Annotated in this window: 24 protein-coding genes; 6 read left to right on the top strand and 18 right to left on the bottom strand. The window is 43.5% G+C overall.

Annotated features, from left to right (window positions below):
* The coding region (locus AB4351_RS01565; protein ID WP_372124907.1) for an IS110 family transposase at nucleotides 1-633 on the top strand (633 nt) is incomplete at its 5' end.
* Between the two features lie 41 nt (nucleotides 634-674).
* On the opposite strand, the gene AB4351_RS01560 is transcribed toward AB4351_RS01565, so the two are convergent.
* The gene (locus AB4351_RS01560) at nucleotides 675-1,217 is read right to left on the bottom strand and encodes a hypothetical protein (protein ID WP_372124906.1); all 543 of its coding nucleotides are present in this window, start codon (nucleotides 1,215-1,217) and stop codon (nucleotides 675-677) included.
* 6 nt (nucleotides 1,218-1,223) lie between these two features.
* Complete coding sequence (locus tag AB4351_RS01555; protein ID WP_372124904.1) at nucleotides 1,224-1,679, bottom strand: hypothetical protein; 456 nt, start codon at nucleotides 1,677-1,679, stop codon at nucleotides 1,224-1,226.
* Between the two features lie 157 nt (nucleotides 1,680-1,836).
* Here AB4351_RS01555 and AB4351_RS01550 point away from each other — a divergent pair, with 157 nt between their 5' ends.
* On the top strand, nucleotides 1,837-2,865 hold the full coding sequence (locus tag AB4351_RS01550) for an IS110 family transposase (RefSeq protein WP_017041084.1): 1,029 nt from the start codon (nucleotides 1,837-1,839) through the stop codon (nucleotides 2,863-2,865).
* 353 nt (nucleotides 2,866-3,218) lie between these two features.
* On the opposite strand, the gene AB4351_RS01545 is transcribed toward AB4351_RS01550, so the two are convergent.
* From AB4351_RS01545 to artP, 5 genes are all read right to left on the bottom strand, one after another.
* Complete coding sequence (locus tag AB4351_RS01545; RefSeq protein ID WP_372124902.1) at nucleotides 3,219-3,944, bottom strand: DUF4365 domain-containing protein; 726 nt, start codon at nucleotides 3,942-3,944, stop codon at nucleotides 3,219-3,221.
* A 310-nt stretch (nucleotides 3,945-4,254) separates the two neighbouring features.
* Nucleotides 4,255-4,923, bottom strand: a complete 669-nt coding sequence (gene artM, locus AB4351_RS01540) for an arginine ABC transporter permease ArtM (protein ID WP_017061823.1) — start codon at nucleotides 4,921-4,923, stop codon at nucleotides 4,255-4,257.
* A complete protein-coding gene (gene artQ / locus AB4351_RS01535; protein WP_017061822.1) occupies nucleotides 4,920-5,606 on the bottom strand; it encodes an arginine ABC transporter permease ArtQ in 687 nt (228 codons plus the stop codon). The genes artM and artQ overlap by 4 nt, the downstream gene beginning before the upstream one ends.
* 3 nt (nucleotides 5,607-5,609) lie before the next feature.
* Nucleotides 5,610-6,341: a lysine/arginine/ornithine ABC transporter substrate-binding protein gene (locus tag AB4351_RS01530; RefSeq protein WP_004733839.1), complete on the bottom strand. Its 732-nt coding sequence runs from the start codon at nucleotides 6,339-6,341 to the stop codon at nucleotides 5,610-5,612.
* A 120-nt stretch (nucleotides 6,342-6,461) separates the two neighbouring features.
* On the bottom strand, nucleotides 6,462-7,190 hold the full coding sequence (gene artP, locus AB4351_RS01525; RefSeq protein ID WP_032545343.1) for an arginine ABC transporter ATP-binding protein ArtP: 729 nt from the start codon (nucleotides 7,188-7,190) through the stop codon (nucleotides 6,462-6,464).
* Between the two features lie 570 nt (nucleotides 7,191-7,760).
* On the opposite strand from artP, the gene AB4351_RS01520 reads away from it, so the two are divergent.
* Complete coding sequence (locus AB4351_RS01520; RefSeq protein WP_372124900.1) at nucleotides 7,761-9,596, top strand: ABC transporter ATP-binding protein/permease; 1,836 nt, start codon at nucleotides 7,761-7,763, stop codon at nucleotides 9,594-9,596.
* Between the two features lie 180 nt (nucleotides 9,597-9,776).
* Nucleotides 9,777-10,241: a thioesterase family protein gene (locus tag AB4351_RS01515; protein ID WP_017061819.1), complete on the top strand. Its 465-nt coding sequence runs from the start codon at nucleotides 9,777-9,779 to the stop codon at nucleotides 10,239-10,241.
* Nucleotides 10,242-10,444: 203 nt separating this feature from the next.
* On the opposite strand, the gene AB4351_RS01510 is transcribed toward AB4351_RS01515, so the two are convergent.
* Nucleotides 10,445-12,700 (bottom strand): peptidase U32 family protein, encoded by a 2,256-nt coding sequence (locus tag AB4351_RS01510; protein ID WP_372124898.1) that lies wholly within the window; start codon nucleotides 12,698-12,700, stop codon nucleotides 10,445-10,447.
* A 173-nt stretch (nucleotides 12,701-12,873) separates the two neighbouring features.
* On the opposite strand from AB4351_RS01510, the gene AB4351_RS01505 reads away from it, so the two are divergent.
* The gene (locus tag AB4351_RS01505) at nucleotides 12,874-13,464 is read left to right on the top strand and encodes a glutathione S-transferase (protein ID WP_372124916.1); all 591 of its coding nucleotides are present in this window, start codon (nucleotides 12,874-12,876) and stop codon (nucleotides 13,462-13,464) included.
* Between the two features lie 223 nt (nucleotides 13,465-13,687).
* Here the strand turns inward: AB4351_RS01505 and AB4351_RS01500 are convergent, their stop codons facing one another.
* The 6 genes from AB4351_RS01500 to AB4351_RS01475 all read right to left on the bottom strand — a co-directional run bounded on the left by AB4351_RS01500 (nucleotide 13,688) and on the right by AB4351_RS01475 (nucleotide 16,799).
* On the bottom strand, nucleotides 13,688-14,137 hold the full coding sequence (locus AB4351_RS01500; RefSeq protein ID WP_372124896.1) for a GyrI-like domain-containing protein: 450 nt from the start codon (nucleotides 14,135-14,137) through the stop codon (nucleotides 13,688-13,690).
* Nucleotides 14,138-14,204: 67 nt separating this feature from the next.
* Nucleotides 14,205-14,438 carry a hypothetical protein gene (locus AB4351_RS01495; RefSeq protein WP_372110508.1) on the bottom strand — a complete coding sequence of 78 codons (234 nt, stop codon included), beginning with the start codon at nucleotides 14,436-14,438 and terminating at the stop codon, nucleotides 14,205-14,207.
* An 8-nt stretch (nucleotides 14,439-14,446) separates the two neighbouring features.
* Nucleotides 14,447-14,698, bottom strand: a complete 252-nt coding sequence (locus AB4351_RS01490; RefSeq protein ID WP_004733849.1) for a Rho-binding antiterminator — start codon at nucleotides 14,696-14,698, stop codon at nucleotides 14,447-14,449.
* 170 nt (nucleotides 14,699-14,868) lie between these two features.
* A complete protein-coding gene (gene catB, locus AB4351_RS01485; RefSeq protein ID WP_017063920.1) occupies nucleotides 14,869-15,501 on the bottom strand; it encodes a type B chloramphenicol O-acetyltransferase in 633 nt (210 codons plus the stop codon).
* A gap of 93 nt (nucleotides 15,502-15,594) precedes the next feature.
* The gene (locus AB4351_RS01480) at nucleotides 15,595-16,326 is read right to left on the bottom strand and encodes a glucose 1-dehydrogenase (RefSeq protein ID WP_017066537.1); all 732 of its coding nucleotides are present in this window, start codon (nucleotides 16,324-16,326) and stop codon (nucleotides 15,595-15,597) included.
* Between the two features lie 89 nt (nucleotides 16,327-16,415).
* On the bottom strand, nucleotides 16,416-16,799 hold the full coding sequence (locus AB4351_RS01475) for a nuclear transport factor 2 family protein (protein ID WP_372124895.1): 384 nt from the start codon (nucleotides 16,797-16,799) through the stop codon (nucleotides 16,416-16,418).
* Nucleotides 16,800-16,983: 184 nt separating this feature from the next.
* On the opposite strand from AB4351_RS01475, the gene AB4351_RS01470 reads away from it, so the two are divergent.
* Nucleotides 16,984-17,316, top strand: coding sequence for a PBPRA1643 family SWIM/SEC-C metal-binding motif protein (locus AB4351_RS01470; protein ID WP_017068336.1), 333 nt, complete (start codon nucleotides 16,984-16,986; stop codon nucleotides 17,314-17,316).
* 94 nt (nucleotides 17,317-17,410) lie between these two features.
* Here AB4351_RS01470 and AB4351_RS01465 read toward each other — a convergent pair whose 3' ends face one another.
* From AB4351_RS01465 to AB4351_RS01450, 4 genes are all read right to left on the bottom strand, one after another.
* Nucleotides 17,411-17,962 (bottom strand): DUF1349 domain-containing protein, encoded by a 552-nt coding sequence (locus AB4351_RS01465; RefSeq protein ID WP_017061809.1) that lies wholly within the window; start codon nucleotides 17,960-17,962, stop codon nucleotides 17,411-17,413.
* Between the two features lie 17 nt (nucleotides 17,963-17,979).
* Entirely contained in the window at nucleotides 17,980-19,008 is a 1,029-nt protein-coding gene (locus tag AB4351_RS01460) for a radical SAM protein (protein WP_017061808.1), read from the bottom strand.
* A 138-nt stretch (nucleotides 19,009-19,146) separates the two neighbouring features.
* Nucleotides 19,147-19,371 (bottom strand): hypothetical protein, encoded by a 225-nt coding sequence (locus tag AB4351_RS01455; protein ID WP_017061807.1) that lies wholly within the window; start codon nucleotides 19,369-19,371, stop codon nucleotides 19,147-19,149.
* 132 nt (nucleotides 19,372-19,503) lie between these two features.
* Complete coding sequence (locus AB4351_RS01450; protein WP_372124893.1) at nucleotides 19,504-20,019, bottom strand: adenylate kinase; 516 nt, start codon at nucleotides 20,017-20,019, stop codon at nucleotides 19,504-19,506.
* Between the last annotated feature and the right edge of the window lie 59 nt (nucleotides 20,020-20,078).

Here is a 20,078-nt window from a genome sequence, read left to right as displayed (position 1 = left end):
CACTATGGAGAAGCAATCAAACCAGCTCTTACTGTCATAAAGCCAAAAAACATACGCCTAATGAGTGACTTAGTCATTCGCCGAAACCAGTTGTTATCCATGCAAACCATGGAAAAGAACCGAATCCAGATACTTCCCGCCTCTCTCCATCCGACTATCAAACCAATGCTAACCACGATAAAAAATCAAATCACCAAGTTAGAAGAAAAGCTCGTTAAACTCATTGAAGATAGCCCTGAATACCAAGCTAAAAACACAATATTGCAAAGCGTCCCAGGAATAGGAAACATTGCCGCTGCATCAATAATTAGCAACGTACCTGAACTTGGTTACATCACGAATAAACAAGCAGCATCACTGATTGGTGTCGCTCCAATAACACGCGAAAGTGGGCGCTACAAAGGTAAGCGCGTGATCCAAGGCGGTCGAGCGCAAGTACGAACCGTTTTATACATGGCGATGATGTCAGCCATGCAATGTAACCCCATATTCAAAGCGACTTATGCTCGACTTTTAGCTGCTGGGAAACCTAAAAAAGTCGCAATAATCGCGTGCGTACGAAAGATGGTTGTGACACTTAACTCTATGCTCAGAGATGGCGCCATGTGGGATGAAAACACAGCCAAAAATTAATCATTGACGCCATAGTCGTTTGTTAGAAAAACTGGTGCGCATCACCCGTTTGTGTCATCACTATCCTTATTCTGCTCTTCTATCTTTGCGAGCCCATTAGGTAAAGCAATATCACAAAGTGTATTAACTTCTTGAAAGTTATCCTTATATCGTTGTAATTTTTTCTGAGCGTCTGGAGTTACTTTTCCGTTAGGATTTGTCATCACAATTAAGTTAACTTGACAATCTGGGCTGCGGTTTGAATCAGAAGCATGTTTGTCGATGGTGTCACCACTTACCGTTTTGACATTTTTGACATCAATACGCACCTTTAGCTTACCTTTTTTTGCGCTTTTATCGAGAAAGCTCAAGCTATCAACCGATCTACCTGTTAGGTCACTGACTAAATTTTTGACTTCCTCTGAAGTACCTGTAACACCAAGATCATGACCACCGTCAGGAGTATTAGTTGTTGTAGCCCTTGTGATTTCTAAGCTAGCCGTATTACCAGCACGAGTCGATAATGCAGCTAAACAACGATGTTCCGCCTTTCTTGCCGCATCAGCGATTTTCACCGCTTTTTTCTTCTTATCATCATTACTCATAGCTAATCACCCTAACTTAATTACTGCGCCAATTTCATCAGATAGCCTTAAGTGTTTTTTCTCAAAAAGTTGGATTACACCGGTTAAGATATGAAGGCGTGCCACAGCAATGTTTATCGGGTCATCTGAAGTATTCACGGTATCAGTTTCAATTAACTGAACTTCATTTTCGCTAGATTTCCCTCCAACTAAAGCGTTATGTTCATATTTAATAAGTTCCACGAAATGCTTTTTAAGCATTTCTAAAATTTCTTGAATTTGAGAATTGTTAAAACACTCTATTTCAAAACAATCCTCTAGACTTTCATCAAAGTAGACTGGTAACTCTTCAAGCGGAAAGGAATCAGTTAAAAGATCTAGTAGGACGGGAGACAACTCTTCACACTGTACCGTCTTAACATCATCTTCGATTAACTTTTCATCTTTTGTTTTATAAATTACAAGATTTAAGCTTATAGACATTCACATAATCCTCTGAGCCACATAAATTATATCTAACATTAACAGTCTCGGTTGCAATGGTCAGCTTTTGTTTTTCTAACGAATGATATGGACTCCCTCTACCTGACACTCTGCGTGCCATACTTACTTAGTACACGCTGAAGAACTGGAGGTTACTATGTCCACCATTCAAACTATTGGCGTTGACCTCGCCAAGAATGTATTCAGTATTCACGGCGTTGATGCATATGGCAAGTGCGTCCTACGCAAAACTGTCAAAAGAAACAAACTCTTAGACACATTCGCGAAGTTACCTCCCTGCCTCATCGGTATGGAGGCGTGCTCTGGTGCACACCACTGGGCGAGAGAGCTACTGAAACTAGGTCATAACCCGAAAATTATGGCGTCCAAATTCGTTATTCCATATCGACAAAATGAGAAGAACGATGCCAATGACGCAGAGGCCATCTGTGAAGCGGTATCTAGACCCAAAACACGATTTGTCTCTATAAAAAGTGAAGAGCAACAAGCTGTGCTTTGCCTGCACCGTATTCGACAGGGGCTAATTAAAACAAGAACGGCGACTATTAACCAGCTCAGAGGTTTGCTTTCCGAATTTGGTATTGTGATGCCTCAGGGGCGCTACTCGGCTCAAAACACTATTGGTAGTGTCCTTGAAGATGCAGAAAATGGTTTGCCTATACTCGCTCGAGAGCTACTTCAAGATCTATCGAACAAGATTCAACACCTTAACCTAGAAGTATTGCACTATGATCGTAGAGTCTCTGCTTTAGTTCGTGAGATGGCTTCAGCCAAAGCCCTCATGGATATTCCAGGTGTCGGTGAACACAGTGCAAGTGCCATTGTCGCGACCGTCAATGACGCCAAACAATTTGGATCTAGCCGCCAATTTGCCGCTTGGATAGGGTTGGTTCCAAGACAATACTCAACAGGTGGTCATGTTCATCTTGGTCGCATCAGCAAAAGAGGCGAAAAACATATTCGCACTCTACTTATTCATGGCGCAAGAGCCGTTATTGCACGATGTAAAGAGAAAACCGATCGCAACAGTATTTGGTTAAATCAACTCGTTGAACGACGAGGTTATAAACGAGCAGCTGTCGCCCTAGCAGCAAAAAACGCTCGTATAATATGGGCATTATTAACAACAGGAAAAGAGTACAAGATTAACTATGTAAACGGTTAACACTCACCGAGTCAAAGCAATAGCAAATGATGACAATACGACCAGACCGAGATGCCTAAACCTGTTTAATTGGGAAGTAATAAATACTGTTTAACGAATGAGGCTGGCATCAAGCGAATATCATCAAGGTGACGGAACGATTCCGATTAAACACCGAATGTAGACCTGCTGTCCGATCCACTGTTGTCAGCGGGAGCTATTGTTGACAAAAGAGGGAGTCCATGTAGCCCAATTAAGGGGTGAACAACGCCTCCACCCAAACCTAAAGCATTGTGCCATAAACACTAAACTTGAAGTAGAAGCAAAAATGCCGAGCGTTGTGAATCCCTCTTAAATTGCTTGTTATACAAAATCTAATCCCACCCACTTTCCGCTCGATTGCACATTTCCGCAAACTGGTGACATTGCATTAGATACTGGTGTATACCTGAAATATGACTATTGATGCCGTTATTTCCAATATTGGGGTGGATAAGTATAAGCTCACGCATTTTCTTTAGGATCTCTAATGACTTATCTATATTGTTAAACAGTTCGTCTAGTTCGTTATCAGTATGCGGAACATACTGATGTACTACTGGCTGTGGCAATTTTGACAACAACTGATTTAGTTCCGTTTTCAACTTGTCAAAATGCTTAAATTCATTAGGTATCGCTATTTTAAGTAACTCTGATTTAGACCTTTCTGTAAGCTCATCAAACCGTAAGTCAAAAGTAACCTTTGAACTTTCACCAGATGATTTGTAATTCAGTTCATTTTTAATGTGCTTCCAGTAAATTTTTTCATTATTTAAGTCCACAAGGCAAACCAGAACCGGAAGGTTTGTATTTTTCCAGTATTCTATGTGTTCAGGAGTGACATAAATTGAATGACTATTACCAGTTACCTTTACTGACGACTTGATTTGCACTTTTATTAGCCGTAAGTCGCTTTTCCCATTTTCAACTACTTCTATTTCAGCATCCACCCCTAGGTCGACATCGAGTAAGCGAACCGCCCACTTAAACATAGAAGTGGCTTTATAGGCAAAAAAGTACTCGCCAGCGTCGCCAGTGACCGCTTTACTTTTGTATTGCATACTTCCTCATTTTGTATAACAGCTATTAGACCGAAAAATTCTGCATTTAAATACAGAATCATTCTATCTAGTTTCATATGCACAGCAATTTACCACGATTAATCACAGTATTTCAGTGACTTAAAACATAGATAAACTCATTGAATGACAAAATGCAGAATATTTCCATATAGTATGAATTTCGTAAAAACCCGGACATCTGGATATAAAAACAGTACTCGTATGCATACCCCAAACACAAAAAAGCCTGGCATTTATGCGAACATAAATGGCAGGCTTTATACGTTAATTAGACTCGTGAGTGGCTAGCTTACGCGGCTTCGAATGCGAGGGCTTTCTTCTCTACTTGACGGAAGATTAGCGTTAGTATGCCGTTTACTGCTAAGTAGAATGCGCCAGCAATGCCGAACACGGTTAGCGTGTCGTAGGTTTGGCCGTTGATACGCTGAGCGTAGCCCATCAAGTCCATGATGGTGATGGTGCTTGCCAGTGACGTACCTTTGAAGACTAGAATCACTTCGTTCGAGTAAGCTGGAACGGCGCGGCGTAGTGCATATGGCAGTAACACTTTAAGCGTTGCTACTTTGTCCATACCTAGTGCACGACACGCTTCCCACTGCCCTGCTGGAATGGCGTTGAATGCGCCTCTGAACAGTAGCGTGCTGTATGCGGCAGTGTTCAAAGCTAATGCTAACATTGCACAGAACCAAGGTTGGCTTAACCAAGTCCACATGAAGCTTTCACGAATCCAATCGAACTGACCCGGGCCGTAATAGACCAAGAAGATCTGCACCAACAATGGTGTGCCGGTGAACAGCGTGATGATGCCACGTGTTAACCAGTGAATCGCAGGTATTCTTAGGATTAGCGTTACCGTCATCAGCAGTGACAAGATACAACCAACCAGCAATGAAGCGCCTGTAAGTTGAAGACTGGTCACTAAGCCTTCAAGCATTTGAGAGAGGTATTGTTGATTCATGCCATTGCCCCTTTGTTACCCAAACCTTGAATAGAGAACTTACCATCAATCACTTTTACCAATCTTTGTGTGATTAAAGTGATGACCAAGTAGATTGCTGCTGCTGTCGCGTACCAAGTAAATGCTTCGTGCGTTGCAGCGGATGTTAGTTGTGCTTGTTTCAACAAATCCGTTACGCCAATCAGCGATACTAATGCAGTGTCTTTTAGTAACACTAACCATTGGTTGGTTAACCCTGGTAGTGCGTGTCTTACCGCTTGAGGTAACACGATACGAAAGAATGCACGAGACTGAGAAATACCAAGCGCGCTTGCTGCTTCTCTCTGCCCTTTGCTTACTGCTTTTAATGCACCACGTAAGGTTTGCGAAGCGTAAGAAGCAAAGATAAGTGACAGTGCAACAACACCAGATAAGAACGGGCTCACTTCTATGAAGTCGCCAGTGATCATGAACAGAACTTGTGTCGAACCAAAGTAGATAAACAGTACGACCAGAATTTCTGGTAAACCACGAACAATCGTCACAAATGCAGTCGTTGGCCATTTGATTGCAATACGACGAGACATCTCACCACTTGCAAACAAAACTGCTAGAACCAATCCAACCAATAGGCTTACGAACGCAAGCTGAACAGTCATCCAGCTTGCTTCGACGAGCCCTAAAGAGTAACCCGTTAATTCCATAAATTACTTACCGAAGTACTTGTTGAAGATCTTATCGTATTCGCCGTTCGCTTTTACTGCTGCAAGTGCAACGTTAAGCTGGTCTACAAGTTCTTGGTTGCTCTTGTTTACTGCGATGCCAAAGCCGTTACCGAAGTACTCTTGGTTTGTTACTTGGTCGCCAACGTACGTTAGGTTGTCTTCTTTCTTGAACCATTCTGCTACAACGGCTGTGTCACCGAATACAGAATCGATACGACCGTTTTTCATGTCGATGAATGCATCTTGGTAGCTTGAGTAAGGTACCGCTGTTACGCCAGTCATTTGCTCAAGTAGGAAGCTCTGGTGAGTAGAACCGTTTTGAACGCCAACACGCTTACCTTCTAGTGCTGCTTGGTCTGCTACTTTGCCTTCAAAAGAGATGAATGCTGCAGAGTTGTCGTAGTATGCGTTAGAGAAGTTCACTTGTTTAAGACGCGCTTCTGTGATGTCCATTGCCGAGATAGCCGCATCGTAACGTTTGAATTTAAGTGCAGGGATCAAGCTATCGAATGCTTGGTTGTGGAAAGTACAGGTTGCTTTCAGCTCTTCACAAAGTGCGTTTGCTAAGTCTACGTCAAAACCCTGAATTTGGTTGTTCTCATCCATGTATTCGAATGGTGCGTACGTTGCTTCCATCGCGAATTTGATTTCTTCTTGAGCTGCTGCGTTAAAAGAAGCAAGGCCGATAAGTGAAGCTAGTAGAATCTTTTTCATTTTGTTACTCCGAATACTGTGTAATAGCGGCCTGTGGCCATTCTTATAATTTGATTGTTTTAATTGATGTTGTGTTTAGCTAGATCTAGTGAGTCAACTTTCTTTTAATAAGTGACTTACTTAATGAGTCAGATACTCGGCAAACTCAGGTGTCTGCGGATTAACGAATGAATCGCTGGTGCCGTGTTCAACGATGTACCCTTTTTCTAGGTACAGAACGTGGCTAGCAATCTTCTTCGCGAAATCGACTTCATGCGTCACGACCACTTGGGTAATGCCCGTTCCGCTCAATTCTTTAATAATGCTCACGACTTGGTTGGTGATCTCAGGATCAAGCGCCGCTGTTGGTTCATCAAACAACAACACATCCGGTTTCATCATCAGCGCACGTGCAATCGCAACACGCTGTTGTTGACCGCCAGACAGTTGAAGTGGCCAAGCGTCTGCTTTGTCGGCAAGTTGAAGTGTCTTTAGGACTTCTTGCGCTTGCTTAATCGCTTCTTGCTTATCCAAACCCGCCACTTTGGTTGGTGCTTCAATCAAGTTTTCCATCACCGTCATGTGTGGCCATAAGTTGTATTGCTGGAACACCATGCCGACTTTACGACGAAGTTTAAGCCCCTGCTTCTCTTGGATTTGGCTTGAAAAATCGAATTGCTCATTCGCAATGTCTAATTCGCCGTTGTCCGCGATTTCTAGCAGGTTCAATACACGCAGTAATGAACTCTTGCCCGCGCCGCTTGGGCCAAGCAATACCAAGGTTTCGCCACTCTCACAGTCGAAACTAATGTCGTGAAGAACTTGGGTATCACCGTATGATTTGTTGATGCTCTTTACTTGAATACTCATGCCACAATACTGCATTAATTGTCATTTGTTGGTTATTCTATTCAATCCGAGGTTTTATGCAAGAAAAATGTATAAAAAACTACTTTGTTGAATTTTTGTAACAAATATTCCACAAAAAACAGTCGCTATAACTGGTCTTACAACCAAAACTTACAAGTCATTGATAAAGCTAATATCGAGATAAATAGCAAACGTTTTGCTATCAATTTATAAATCATCGCACGGTTGCTTGTTTATGTGTGCACTCTCCTATCAACGCTAATTTACTTGCATAAAAATTAGGGTTAAATAGCTTGGTTTCCTATCCAACTGACTGGATCAAAATGCTTAGTTTTCCTTTAAGGTCGTTTCGAATTATTCACTTAGTGTTGATGAAATATTGGAAATTGAGTTTCCTAGGGAGCGTCACAGCGCAATAAATGCTTTAATGGGTTCGATTCTCAACAACAATTACTGCCCAGCGAACAACGCGCAGTACAGGCAATAAGTCATAAAGCAATTAGCCATAAGCAACAAGCAACAAGCAACAAGCCATCTATTTTTAAAGCGACAACACATTAAGGCAGTCATATGCAAAACGATGTCTCTTCTACGCTCGACTCGAACCAGCGACAGACTCAGCGATCGACTCAACAAGCGCCAGAACCCAAACCTGAGAAAAAAAGCCTCAGTATTTTGTTTGAGCTGAGTAAATTCATTCAGCCTTATAAAGGTCGTGTTATTGCTGCGTTGATCGCGTTGATCTTCACAGCGAGCTTAACCCTTTCAGTCGGACACGGTATTCGTCTTCTTATCGACCAAGGCTTCAGCCAACAATCGTTGTCAGACTTAGGCAGCGCGATTCAATTCATCATGGTGGTGGTCGTGCTGATCTCGATTGGCACCTTCTTCCGCTTCTATTTGGTCTCTTCTGTTGGTGAGCGAGTAAGTGCGGATATACGCCTGTCGGTTTTCAATCACGTGGTGACGCTGCACCCGAGTTACTTTGAAACCAATGGCAGTGGCGACATCATGTCGCGAATCACCACGGATACCACTCTTCTTCAAAGCATCATCGGTTCATCGTTCTCGATGGCGATGCGCAGCACGTTGATGTGTATTGGTGCAATCATCATGCTGTTTGCGACCAATATTAAGCTGACGTTGATTGTATTGGCCTCGGTGCCATTTATCTTGATTCCGATCCTTGTTTATGGGCGCCGTGTAAGAGCCCTATCTCGCCAAAGCCAAGATTCGATGTCTGATGTGGGTTCTTACGCAGGTGAGGCAATTGAGCACATTAAAACGGTGCAAAGCTACAGCCGAGAAGAGCAAGAGAAAGCATCATTCGCGGTAGAAGTGGAAAAGGCGTATGAGATTGGTCGCCAGCGTGTAAAACAGCGCGCGATTCTTATTTCTGGCGTTATCGTGATTGTATTTAGTGCTATTGCAGGCATGCTTTGGGTTGGCGGCAGTGATGTTATCAACGGCACTATGTCGGCTGGTGACTTAGCGGCGTTTGTGTTCTACGCAATTATGGTTGCTTCATCGTTAGGTACGATTTCTGAAGTGATGGGTGAACTGCAACGCGCGGCAGGTGCGACCGAGCGATTAATCGAGATCCTACAAGTTGAAAGCCATATTGTTGCGCCAGTTGCGAATCCAACTTCGCTTGCTAACGTAACGCCAGAAGTTGCATTTGATGATGTGACCTTCTGTTATCCATCAAGACCGGACCAACCCGCAACAAGCAACCTCACGCTTACTGCCCATGAAGGCAAAGTGTTGGCACTGGTTGGCCCGTCTGGCGCAGGTAAAACTACCCTGTTCGAACTGCTGCAACGTTTCTACGACCCACAAGTGGGTAAGGTCACATTAGGCGGTGTTGAACTGAATCAGTTTGATCCTAACGAGCTAAGAAAGCAGATGGCATTGGTACCGCAACAACCTGCTCTGTTCAGTAACGATGTGTTCCATAACATTCGCTACGGCAACCCGCAGGCAACAGACGAGCAAGTGATCGAAGCGGCGAAGAAAGCGCACGCACACGAGTTCATTCAAAACCTACCTGATGGCTACAACAGCTTTCTTGGTGAGCGTGGTGTAAGGCTTTCTGGCGGACAGAGACAGCGTATTGCTATCGCACGTGCCATCTTGAAAGATCCGAATATTCTATTGTTGGATGAAGCAACCAGTGCACTAGACAGCGAAAGTGAGCATCACGTACAACAAGCGTTAGAAGAGTTAATGCGTGGCAGAACGACGATCATTATCGCCCATCGATTATCAACAATTAAACACGCCGACCAGATTGCGGTGCTCGATAAAGGACAGCTAGTAGACATCGGCGACCACCAGTCTCTCATCAATAGCTGCGAATTGTACCAACGCTTGGTTGAGCTGCAATTCAAACACCTTAGTGCCTAACCATTGCGTGCAGGTGTAACTAAGTGACTGACATTGTGTGGTTTCGAGCTTCAAAAACTTGAATCACACGTGTTGCAGTTTTGTTAATTTGACGGTAGGGTTTTTATTCCAATAACAACTTACCCCGATGAAGGGTAAGTCGATAACGTTAATTACACAGATAAGCATAAGAGAGTTCGCATGGAAGCACTATTATCTGACTACCCGGTAGTAACAGAAATCCCTGTCGCTTGGGGAGAAATGGACGCACTCAATCACGTTAACAACGCTGTATATTTTCGCTATTTCGAAACCGCTCGCTTAGATTTTTTCAAGCACGTCGAGCTGATGGAAGAGATGGCGATTACCAAAGTTGGTCCTGTTCTTGGTGACACTTACTGTAAGTATTTCCGCCCAGTCACGTATCCAGATACCTTGATGGTCGGCTCACGTGTTACCGATATTCAAGATGACCGATTCACCATGGAATACGCGATTGTCAGTAAGGCTCAACAGAAACTGACGACCGTTGGCACTGCGACTATCGTGATGTTTGATTTTGCTTCGAACCAGAAAGCCCTGCTCTCGCTGCGCTTAACCAATGAAATCGAAAAGATGAACACGTTGAAAAGCCCATGCTTCAAACAAGAAGCCGTGACAGAATAACGTATTCGTTGGTTGAGAAAGATTCAGAAAGTTTCAGACATTAAAAAGGCCACTCGATTGAGTGGCCTTTTGTTTATTGGTTCAGAGTGCTTATAAGCGGTTGAGCGTTATAAACCTTGAACGCTCTTTGCGTTAGAAGCTATAAGCCTTACAGCCCATAGACATTGAACCCTATAAACCTTGTACGCTATAGACCTTGCACCCTATAAACCTTGAACGTATTGAGCATTAGTTCGAACTTCAACCATCTGCTCTAGGTTCTGTTGTGAACCATCAACACCGTTAATCAAACCTTGGAAATGTTTAATCAGCTCTACTTTGTCTTGTACTTCTTTCGAACCCGCGCCGATGTTGGTCAGGTCAATGAAGAACTCGTCGAACAGACCAGAGAAGTCAGTTACTGCGTCGTGGTTCAAGAACTGCTCGTGGTTGTAAATGCTTGGGTAGCCACCCTTCTGTTTATCAACCGCAAAAGAGATGCCTTTCACGTTGGTAATCGTGGTCGCTTTCTCACACTTCAACATACAACCTGCTTCGATGCTTGGCTTGTTACAACCCACGGTTCTTTGGAAGAAACACTGACGGCTGGTCATCATCAAGATTGGGTGGTAAATGCTGTAGAACAGTTTGAAGTTCTCTGGGCGACGAATATGACGAATCTGACCTTTGTTGATCTCGTTCGAAATGAATGCGCCTGCACAGTTCAGCTCTTCTTTCAGAGTAACCAGTGCGTGAGAGTTGGTCGTGTTCATGAACGGGCCTGCAACCCACTCAATACCCATCTCGTAAGCTTTGTAAGCAATACCCGTGTTGTTGGTTACGATGCGAACTGGCTTGATCTCTTCAAGAATACGAACCGCTTCGTCGTAATCTTTACCGATCAATACCGCTGGGAACCAAGGAATCAAACGTGGGTTTGCTGCCAAGATGTCGATGTACTTGTTACAACGCTTCTTGAAGCTTTCTGGAAGTTTGAAGTAAACATCCGCGTCAGTCACGTCACACAGGTGTAAGTCTTCTACATCGGCGATAAGCATCGACATAGTCGGCTTCTCGTTCACTTTAGGGTGCTGAGGCAGTGCTGGCACTTCAACGTGCTTAATCACTTCCACAGAGCCGTTCAGAATGAAGTCGATCTCGTCTTTTAGGTCTGAAACTTCTTTTAGAGGAATCAACAAGCCTGCATCCACTTCACTGAAGTCGTGGCTTTCTAGCGTGTGAACTGCACTCTTCACGTTTTTGAATCGCTTCTCAAGTAGCTCTTGAGTAATCGCCTTCTCTTCAACCGCTTTCAATAGCGATTTAGATTGAAGAGTAAAGTTCTCTTTTGGCGTGTTCACAGTCACCGTAAATGGTTGACCCACTTTTGCGCTGAACGACAGGGCTACTGGTGTCTTGCGAATATCAAGGAACTCGATCTTGTCACGCATTTCGTTACCAAGAACGTCTTTCGCTTGGTGAAGTTCGTTGGTCACTTCTTGAATCTGTACGACTGAGATTTCGTTGTTCTGCTCCGTCGCTTTCTCAACAGCGTAGTTCATGCTGTTGTCGCGCGGGTTATCGATGAACATGTCTTTCGTTAGGTTGCCCTTTAGGAAAGAGTTGGTGAAATCACGGTTGAATACTTTGTGCAGGTTCGAATCGTCTTCGATCAACAAACCACTTTCTACAAAGCTATCAATCTGTTTACGCCATGTGTCTACCACAGTGTAAACGTAGTGTGCGCCTTTAATACGGCCTTCTACTTTCAGTGAGTCGACTTTCGCGTCAACCAATTCAGGTAGGTCGTAGTAAGCTGAGTTATCTTTCAGGTTAAGTGGGAACTTGTTGCCCGCGTTGGTGATTTCGTATTCATCACGACACGCTTGGCTACAACGACCACGGTTACCTGAGTTACCCACACTTACTGAGCTTGAGTAACACTGACCAGAGAATGCGATACACAGAGCGCCGTGTACAAACACTTCAGTTAGTACATCGTTATCGTGTGCCACTTCCGTCAGCATCTTGATTTCAGGCAGGTTCAACTCACGAGACAAGTTAACGCGTGTCGCGCCAATCTTAGACAAGAACTTAATCTGGCCTTCGTTGTGCGTAGTTAACTGAGTCGACGCGTGAACGTCTAATGATGGGAAATGCTTCTTAACCAGGTTGAATAAACCCAGGTCTTGAACAATGATGCCGTCCACTTTGGTGTTCACAAGCTGGTTCAGCAGTTTGGTGATGCTCTTAGTCTCATGCTCCAGTAGCACAACGTTAAGAGTCAGGAACACTTCACAGCCGTATTCATGAGCAAGGCGAATCACACCATTCAATTCGTCTAACGATAGGTTAGAGGCTCTGTTACGAGCGTTGAATGTGTCTAAACCACAATAAACTGCATTAGCACCCGCTACGATGGCGGCTTTTATCGCTTCTACATCGCCACCTGGGGCTAATAACTCAATTTTTCTGCTCATTTTTGAAGTCGCTCACTTACTTATAATTTTTAAGCCGCGTATTCTACCCACATCACGATCTCTTTACCACCGTACAACACTTTTCAAACTAAATGACCTCAATAATGCCGAACGAATCCGACCTACCTATCCTTTATTCTTTGCGCCGCTGCCCTTATGCATTGCGCGGAAGAATGGGCATCGCACTATCAAAGCAAAAAGTGTTACTTCGAGAAATCGTTACCAAAGACAAGCCTAGCGAACTCTTGGCCAGTTCGCCAAAAGGAACAGTGCCTGTATTGGTGTTACCCAATGGACAAGTCATTGAACAGAGCTTGGATGTGATGAACTGGTCACTTCAACAAAACGATCCTCAAGATCTTCTGCGTTCAAGCAATCCAACGCTTAGCGAACAAGTTCAGCAGCTCATTAAAACCAACGATGAAGAATTTATTGGTCACTTAGAAAGGTATCGTGCATCGGTTCGTTACCGAAACATCGATGTTGAACAACGCCGACAAGCCTGCGAAACCTTCATTAAGCAGTTAGAAGTGCGACTTACCGATCAGCCCTACTTTTTTGGAGAAAGCCCAAGCTTGGCCGATTTTGCGGTGATGCCTTTCGTCAGTCAGTTTGTGCGAGTCGAAAAGAAGTGGTTTGTGAAATCGGAATATCAAAACGTAGGACGTTGGTTAAGAGCGCACCTTGAAAGTAAGCTCTACACCCAAGTCATGAAGCAATACCCTTTGTGGAATGAAACCAAGCAAGATTGTCTTTTTGGATAACTTAAGAGAATTTTGGGTGACTTAAGGGTATCTAGGGTGATCTAGGGGAATTCTGGAATAGATAATTCCTAGGTATTAAAGTAGTTACGTGACACTTTATCTTCTTTGTAAAGAACAGATATTCAAAGGCTTAACTGGGATTCCGTTGTCTCTTTACCGGTAACGACTGTCTCTTAACTGGCAAACACAGTCTAAGCTAAGCCTTTTGTTCATTTTAACCTGATCACTGAATCGCTATCGAAATCTCGACTTCAGTTTCACCTTTGTATAGTTCAAAATCTGTCATGTAAGTTCTCACATGTGGGCAGTCAGCAGCGCTGAAATACGCCCACACTTCACCCCATAGGTCGATCACAGCTTGTGGTAATTCACCTTCAGCAGAAAACGTTAAGTATTTACCTGCTTGTATTTCGGTTTCTACAAGCGTATCAACATTCTGATCCGTAAGTGCATTAGTACACGCGATAACATCAAATTCGCCCGTAAAGTCAGACTCGTAGTTAGTGTAAACGCCATACACTTTTGAATCCGGTGTTAATTTCGGAAATGCTTGGTCAAAAAAGCCCTGCCACAATTGCCCTATCTTGGCTCTTGCTGGGTCCATCTCATCGGTATTGGTGGTTCTTACTGAAAAACCATACGCCTTTACGGCTTCTATCGTTTCAACTTTCATTCGTTCTATTCCTAAGCCAATTGACGATCTAACTGTATTGAATCCAATGTTTTATAAGATAACGATGCTAATCTTGTATCTCTTTATGGCCACATTTTTCACAGACAAGGTGACGAGAAAACTCATCCATTGACGCGACAAACGGGCCAAGGAACCAACCTTTTATCATGCCTGCCCAAAACTCACTTCGCTTTTGGTTAGGTTTGTCTGCAAACGCACTCGTCTTTCTGACCAACACCACAACGTGCTGTGTATCTTCTCGGCATGCGGTGCAATAGCATTGTTCTATGGTGTTATTCATTTGAAAGCCTATGACGTTTTGAATGAAATCTGCTGAAAATGAGGGTTGTCGACACAAACTTCTAGTGTGGAAAGGTCTGTGAGTACGACAAGTTGTTCTACACCTTGAATACTGACCTTAATGCACTCTTCACGGCTATCATTGCGTTGAGTATCTAATCCGACACATTCAATCTGCTCGCCAGATTTCAGCGTTAATTTGATTGGGTATCGGTGCATACACACAATCTCAATATAATCGTAATCGTTGCAACTAATCATAATACCCTTCCAATTCATCCACCACGCTAATGCGACATGCCATACTATTCAATATCTTTACAATCAATAAGTTACTCGTATCACAATCGCATTGCCATAATCAGATTATTGAGTAATTTGTTAAATTTAATCTCGTTCTCACCATTCACATTTCATCTGTGAACGACAATTTAAGGCTTCAAGAATCCTTTCCAATAATGGTACAAACCACCAATGTCTGAAGAACACATTAGCGACATTGCGCCTTTGATTTGTTCTTCGCTCCATTCCCACCATTTCATTTCTAGCAACTGAGCGATTTCAGTCTCATTGAAACGATAACGGATATGGCGTGCTGGGTTTGAACCGACAATCGAGTATGGCGCGACATCTTTAGTCACAACCGCTCGACTTGCGATGATGGCTCCGTCACCAACCTTAACACCACTCATGATCATGGCTTCTGTACCAATCCACACATCGTTACCAATCACGGTATCACCAGAGCGTTCAAAGCCGTCTATCGCACCTTCAAACTTCTCATCGTCTTGATAGAAAAACGGGAAGGTACTCACCCACTGGTTTTGGTGGCCTTGGTTGCCCGCCATCATAAACACGGCGCCAGAACCAATCGAGCAGTAGCTGCCAATGATCAGCTTATCGATGTCGGTTCTATCCGGTAATAGGTAACGCGCACAGTCATCAAAGCTGTGGTTATGGTAGTAACCCGAGTAATAGCTGTGCTCGCCCACGATGATGTTCGGGTTGGTCACTTGTTCTTTGAGTGACTTTCCAACAAACGGGCTTTCAAAATAGTTTTTCATGGTTGTACTCTTAGTTTCATTCTTTTAGTTAGGTACTTTTGTTGCGTGTTGATGGTTGTAACTTGTTTATATTAGTGTAAAGGCAAACGTGCCCTATCGACCGCCTGCAATATCAATAAACGAGCCGGTGACATACGAAGCTTCGTCTGATAATAACCACGCGATAGAGTTCGCGACTTCTTCTGGTGTGCCACCTCGTTGTAACGGTAACTGCGAAGCTAGTCTGTCTACGCGATCTGGCTCTCCGCCGTCTGCATGCATCTCAGTATAAATACAACCTGGCCTTACGCCATTCACTCGGATATTGCGTGAAGCTAATTCAAGCGATAAGCCTTTGGTGAGTGAATCCATCGCACCTTTCGATGCTGCGTAATCCACATACTCAAACGGTGCGCCAGTGCGAGAAGCGGCAGACGATACATTCACAATCGAACCCGCGCCATCGGCTTGTTTGATAAAGGCTTTACTGCACAGAAAGCAGCTTGATACGTTGGATTTCATCACCTTTTCAAAGCGATCCAATTCAATATCAACCAATGGTGACTGGGTAAACAAGATCCCGGCATTATTGACCAAATGAGTCACTGGGCCTAGCTTGTTACGAGCAATCTCGAATAAGGATTTCACGTCCGATTCAACAGACACATCCGCACGCACACTAATCGCGGTTCCGCCTTGTTCGCGAATCTCATTCACTAGATCTTCAGCTCGCGACTCATTGTGTATGAAGTTAACGCATACAGCATAGCCTTGACTGGCCAACAATTTAGACGTCGCTGCGCCAATGCCTCGGCTTCCGCCGGTTACAACCACTACCTTGCTCAATGAAACCTCCTAATGTTTACTTATTCTGTGCAACCTGATTATTCGATACGACCTAGTTGTTCGTGACAAACTGATCGTATCGATACAAACTAATTGTTCGATACGATCTGAACCCACTGCGATCGCCACGCCGGCGCTTCGAATGGGTCTGGCCAAAACTCAGTTTGCTTTTGGATTAAACCATCAACAATCGTGTGAAAGGTAATCACGCGATCGTTTAGTACGCTGTCCGTCACTGATACATCGGTCACGACGGTATCACCTTCGCAAACAATCGAGTTCAGCTCAAACTTCCAAACCCCATTCGCTGGATATTCAGAATTGATAGCTGTGAAGTTATCACGCCCTACCGTCAATTCAGACGACTGAGGCCAATACCCTTGAAAATCTTCCGCTAGCCATTCGGCCGCTTTGGCAAAGTCGTTGGTGCGCATTGCGTCCCAAAAACCTAATACCACGTCTTTTGATGTCATCTCTATTCCCTAATGTCTGTTTAAATCAGATAAGTGCCGATACTCTCAATCATACTTAAGTAGAAACCAAACAGCTTTTACTCACATCACTGCTTTATCAATTGCAATATATGCGTATAATCCCCGCTCCATTGCGCTATCGCCGTTAAAAATAGCGCCATTCAACATTTTTAATGAGTACCCAATGTCGAAACTATTTTTCAAAGGCCGTATCGAAACAAGACAGAACCACGTTCTTGCTGGCTACAACGTAAACCGCGATGTGAAAGCGGGTACTGAAGAATCTCCAATCGCAGTAATGGTTCAAACTGAAGCGCGCAAAGCAGAAGTTGAAGCACTAGCCGCTGAAAATACTATCTTCGTTACTGTTACAGTCGACGCAGACAAAGAAGAGAACACCATCGAGCTTGATACTCTACTGAACAAGCCAAAAACGATGACGTTTGAAAAGACCCCTAACCGTAACGATCCGTGTTCTTGCGGCAGCGGTAAAAAATACAAGAAGTGTTGTGCATAAGCGCTTTGACTTGAAGAATTTAAAAACGGACCGGTAGCAATATCGGTCCGTTTTTTTATACGCTAAGCAAGCTTATTCAGCGTAAGACAAATTATTAGGCGTCAGACAAACTGAAGCCACTAAATTTGGCGAAATTAGGCGTCGCCTTACTGCCACTGAACGTATAAAGCATCACACCCTGTTCACTGCCTACTAACGAATCAAACGTGATCACTTCCTGCCATTGTTGTTTTTCTAACGGGCGGAAATGAGCGCTGACTTTTCCGCCTTGTTTGACGAGCTTTACCGACACACTAGATTCACTAAACAACAGACGTTCCTTGATCTGTGGCTGACCATTTTGTTCTACAACGAACACCAATGAACGCTCGCCCATGAACATCTCTTTGCTCACTTTAATGTAGTTGTCGTTATCCCAGTAAATACCTAACCCAGCTTGTTCAAATGCGAGGTTTGGATCTAATTGAACCGTCACTTCTGTGCTGTAATCCGAGCTAGATACTGGATGAACGAAGATATTATCAACATCAGCTGAACCCGCACCAAAGATATTGCCCTCTTGCACTTGCATCGTCAGCACGCCGTTTTCCAAAGACCGATGTTCCGGATTTTCATTTCTGATTTGCCAGTTAACGAGGTTATTCATGTTATTAGTCCTTGCTGCTAGATCATGCGTTGACGGAGTTGGTAAAACACATTGTCGAGTTCATCGGGATTTTGCTTTTGAATGCGATTAAGCTCTCTTTGTACAGAATCGTACATAAGTTGGTTATCCATGTCTTTCAATGCGGCGTAGTAATGAATGCGACGTCCCAAGATAAAGTTATTCTGGTCATTCTCACTCATCATATTGAAACGGTCTATTGTCGCTAAGAACTTCGCTTTATCCTGTGGCAGCTGTCCGTTCAGTTCCATCAACAAATTAATACCGTGATAGTTACCATAGTTGCCCGTCACGCGGTTTAGTTTACTGATCAATTGATATTGTTCTTCAAGCATTTCACGTTCGCTAAGTGGCGTGAACTCTCCATTCTGCACCAGTTCATCCAATTCGGTTCCAGGCTTCACAGCAAGCGACAGAATGCGTATTTCATCTGGGTTGATCTGGTTAAGTAAGGCCGCCGTTTCTTCAACATGCTGCGCCGAATATTCTTTACCACCCAAGCCAAGGATAATGAAGGTCATCATCTTCATACCCGCTTGCTTCGCGTATTCGGTCGATTTCAAAATAGATTTCGGAGTAATGCCTTTTTTCATCAATTTGAGAACATCAATAGAACCCGATTCCATACCGCAATAAAGCATGTTGAGCCCTGCATCACAGATGGCTTTCATCTCTTCAGGCGACTTCTTAGTCATGCTTTGCGCTCGTCCATAAGAGCTGATCTGCTTTAACTCTGGGAAGGCTTGTTTGAGTGTATTCAACACATCCAGCAAGTCTTCGGTATCCATAGTGAATGAATCACCGTCTTGCAGAAAACAGGTCTCAAATTTACGGTTCTTATAGAATGCTTTCGCAGCCCAAATGTCTTTCTTAATCTCTTCAACGGGACGAATTGCAAACTCCATCCCCTCAAACAGCGTACAGAATTTACATTTGTTCCAAGGACAACCTTGGGTGGTGCGAATCAATAAGCTATCCGCTTCTGAAGGTGGACGAATATGCCCTTGTTGGAACTGATACTGTGTCATTTGAATGCCCAATAATTAACTATTCGCATAGGCTACTAGAAGTTCATTCAATGAAAAACACGGTACAATTTGAATTATTATCAAATGAAAACGGATAATTAAAGAAGAAGAATGTTGAAGTATTAAGTAGGTTAAAGGCTAATCAAGGTTGTCCGGTGTACGTAAATTGGTTCCACACTTTGTACATTTATAGTCACCGTTTCCGCCACTTGAAGCTAGCGACGATAAAATCATTCCAAGCAACCCTGGCTTCTTTTCATGTTGTGGCGCTTTTTCGGCTTGGTTACTGAACATAGTGTACTTGTGCAGTGTCAGTTCCTTACAGTTACTACAGAACGCTCTCGTCTTCTCACTTCCATACATAATATCTATCTCCTTAACTCAAAGCACAAACTAAACATATGGCAAATATGCCACACGTAGAGTTAAATCTAAATATTTTCATGAAGTTATGAGTAAGTAAGAGCGTTTTAAAGAAAAGTAAACTCTCGACTGTTAAGTGAAGTGTTGGTGAACAAAGTTATTCAATTCAGTCACGCTTCTGATGATATAAACCTCTTTCTCTTTAGCGCGCAATTCTAACTGCGCTTTAAAGTCGTCATTCCAAAATTTAGGACACAGTTTTAGTGTCTTATAACTTTGTATCGTGCCTTTTATAACTGAACTTCCATCAGGCCAGCCTTCAGGTTTAACGAATAGACCTTTGAGCATTCTCTTGGTTACAAACCAGTAGCTAATTGAATAAGGAAGGTCGATATAAACCAAGGTATCAGCTGCATCTAAACGTGTGTTGAACGAGCCTAGAGGGCCAAAACCATCGATGATCCAGCTTTCTGACTTAAGTATGCTCTCATGAGCCTCCTCAAATACTTCACGTTCAACAAACTCTCCGTTGGCCTTGTAAACAATAGAGTCCAACTGGTGAAGCTCTATCCCTGTAGCTAGTGCTAACGCCTTGCTGACTGTCGATTTTCCACTCCCAGGCTTGCCAAAAACCGCGATCTTTTTCATATGACTTCCTCTATTCAGATAAAACCCATAAGACAGCGACAAAAAACCCACCTTACGGG

Source organism: Vibrio sp. 10N.261.51.F11, assembly GCF_041471665.1.
Lineage (GTDB): Bacteria > Pseudomonadota > Gammaproteobacteria > Enterobacterales > Vibrionaceae > Vibrio > Vibrio crassostreae_C.
Note: the sequence above shows the minus strand (reverse complement) of the source record. Positions and strands in the feature narration are given on the sequence as shown.

Excerpts from the sequence above, each read along its gene's own strand:
- AB4351_RS01560 (WP_372124906.1), bottom strand. The coding sequence starts at position 1,217 with ATGAGTAATGATGATAAGAAGAAAAAAGCGGTGAAAATCGCTGATGCG.
- AB4351_RS01555 (WP_372124904.1), bottom strand. The coding sequence starts at position 1,679 with ATGTCTATAAGCTTAAATCTTGTAATTTATAAAACAAAAGATGAAAAG.
- AB4351_RS01550 (WP_017041084.1), top strand. The coding sequence starts at position 1,837 with ATGTCCACCATTCAAACTATTGGCGTTGACCTCGCCAAGAATGTATTC.
- AB4351_RS01545 (WP_372124902.1), bottom strand. The coding sequence starts at position 3,944 with ATGCAATACAAAAGTAAAGCGGTCACTGGCGACGCTGGCGAGTACTTT.
- artM (WP_017061823.1), bottom strand. The coding sequence starts at position 4,923 with ATGAATCAACAATACCTCTCTCAAATGCTTGAAGGCTTAGTGACCAGT.
- artQ (WP_017061822.1), bottom strand. The coding sequence starts at position 5,606 with ATGGAATTAACGGGTTACTCTTTAGGGCTCGTCGAAGCAAGCTGGATG.
- AB4351_RS01530 (WP_004733839.1), bottom strand. The coding sequence starts at position 6,341 with ATGAAAAAGATTCTACTAGCTTCACTTATCGGCCTTGCTTCTTTTAAC.
- artP (WP_032545343.1), bottom strand. The coding sequence starts at position 7,190 with ATGAGTATTCAAGTAAAGAGCATCAACAAATCATACGGTGATACCCAA.
- AB4351_RS01520 (WP_372124900.1), top strand. The coding sequence starts at position 7,761 with ATGCAAAACGATGTCTCTTCTACGCTCGACTCGAACCAGCGACAGACT.
- AB4351_RS01515 (WP_017061819.1), top strand. The coding sequence starts at position 9,777 with ATGGAAGCACTATTATCTGACTACCCGGTAGTAACAGAAATCCCTGTC.
- AB4351_RS01510 (WP_372124898.1), bottom strand. The coding sequence starts at position 12,700 with ATGAGCAGAAAAATTGAGTTATTAGCCCCAGGTGGCGATGTAGAAGCG.
- AB4351_RS01505 (WP_372124916.1), top strand. The coding sequence starts at position 12,874 with ATGGGCATCGCACTATCAAAGCAAAAAGTGTTACTTCGAGAAATCGTT.
- AB4351_RS01500 (WP_372124896.1), bottom strand. The coding sequence starts at position 14,137 with ATGAAAGTTGAAACGATAGAAGCCGTAAAGGCGTATGGTTTTTCAGTA.
- AB4351_RS01495 (WP_372110508.1), bottom strand. The coding sequence starts at position 14,438 with ATGAATAACACCATAGAACAATGCTATTGCACCGCATGCCGAGAAGAT.
- AB4351_RS01490 (WP_004733849.1), bottom strand. The coding sequence starts at position 14,698 with ATGATTAGTTGCAACGATTACGATTATATTGAGATTGTGTGTATGCAC.
- catB (WP_017063920.1), bottom strand. The coding sequence starts at position 15,501 with ATGAAAAACTATTTTGAAAGCCCGTTTGTTGGAAAGTCACTCAAAGAA.
- AB4351_RS01475 (WP_372124895.1), bottom strand. The coding sequence starts at position 16,799 with ATGACATCAAAAGACGTGGTATTAGGTTTTTGGGACGCAATGCGCACC.
- AB4351_RS01470 (WP_017068336.1), top strand. The coding sequence starts at position 16,984 with ATGTCGAAACTATTTTTCAAAGGCCGTATCGAAACAAGACAGAACCAC.
- AB4351_RS01465 (WP_017061809.1), bottom strand. The coding sequence starts at position 17,962 with ATGAATAACCTCGTTAACTGGCAAATCAGAAATGAAAATCCGGAACAT.
- AB4351_RS01460 (WP_017061808.1), bottom strand. The coding sequence starts at position 19,008 with ATGACACAGTATCAGTTCCAACAAGGGCATATTCGTCCACCTTCAGAA.
- AB4351_RS01455 (WP_017061807.1), bottom strand. The coding sequence starts at position 19,371 with ATGTATGGAAGTGAGAAGACGAGAGCGTTCTGTAGTAACTGTAAGGAA.
- AB4351_RS01450 (WP_372124893.1), bottom strand. The coding sequence starts at position 20,019 with ATGAAAAAGATCGCGGTTTTTGGCAAGCCTGGGAGTGGAAAATCGACA.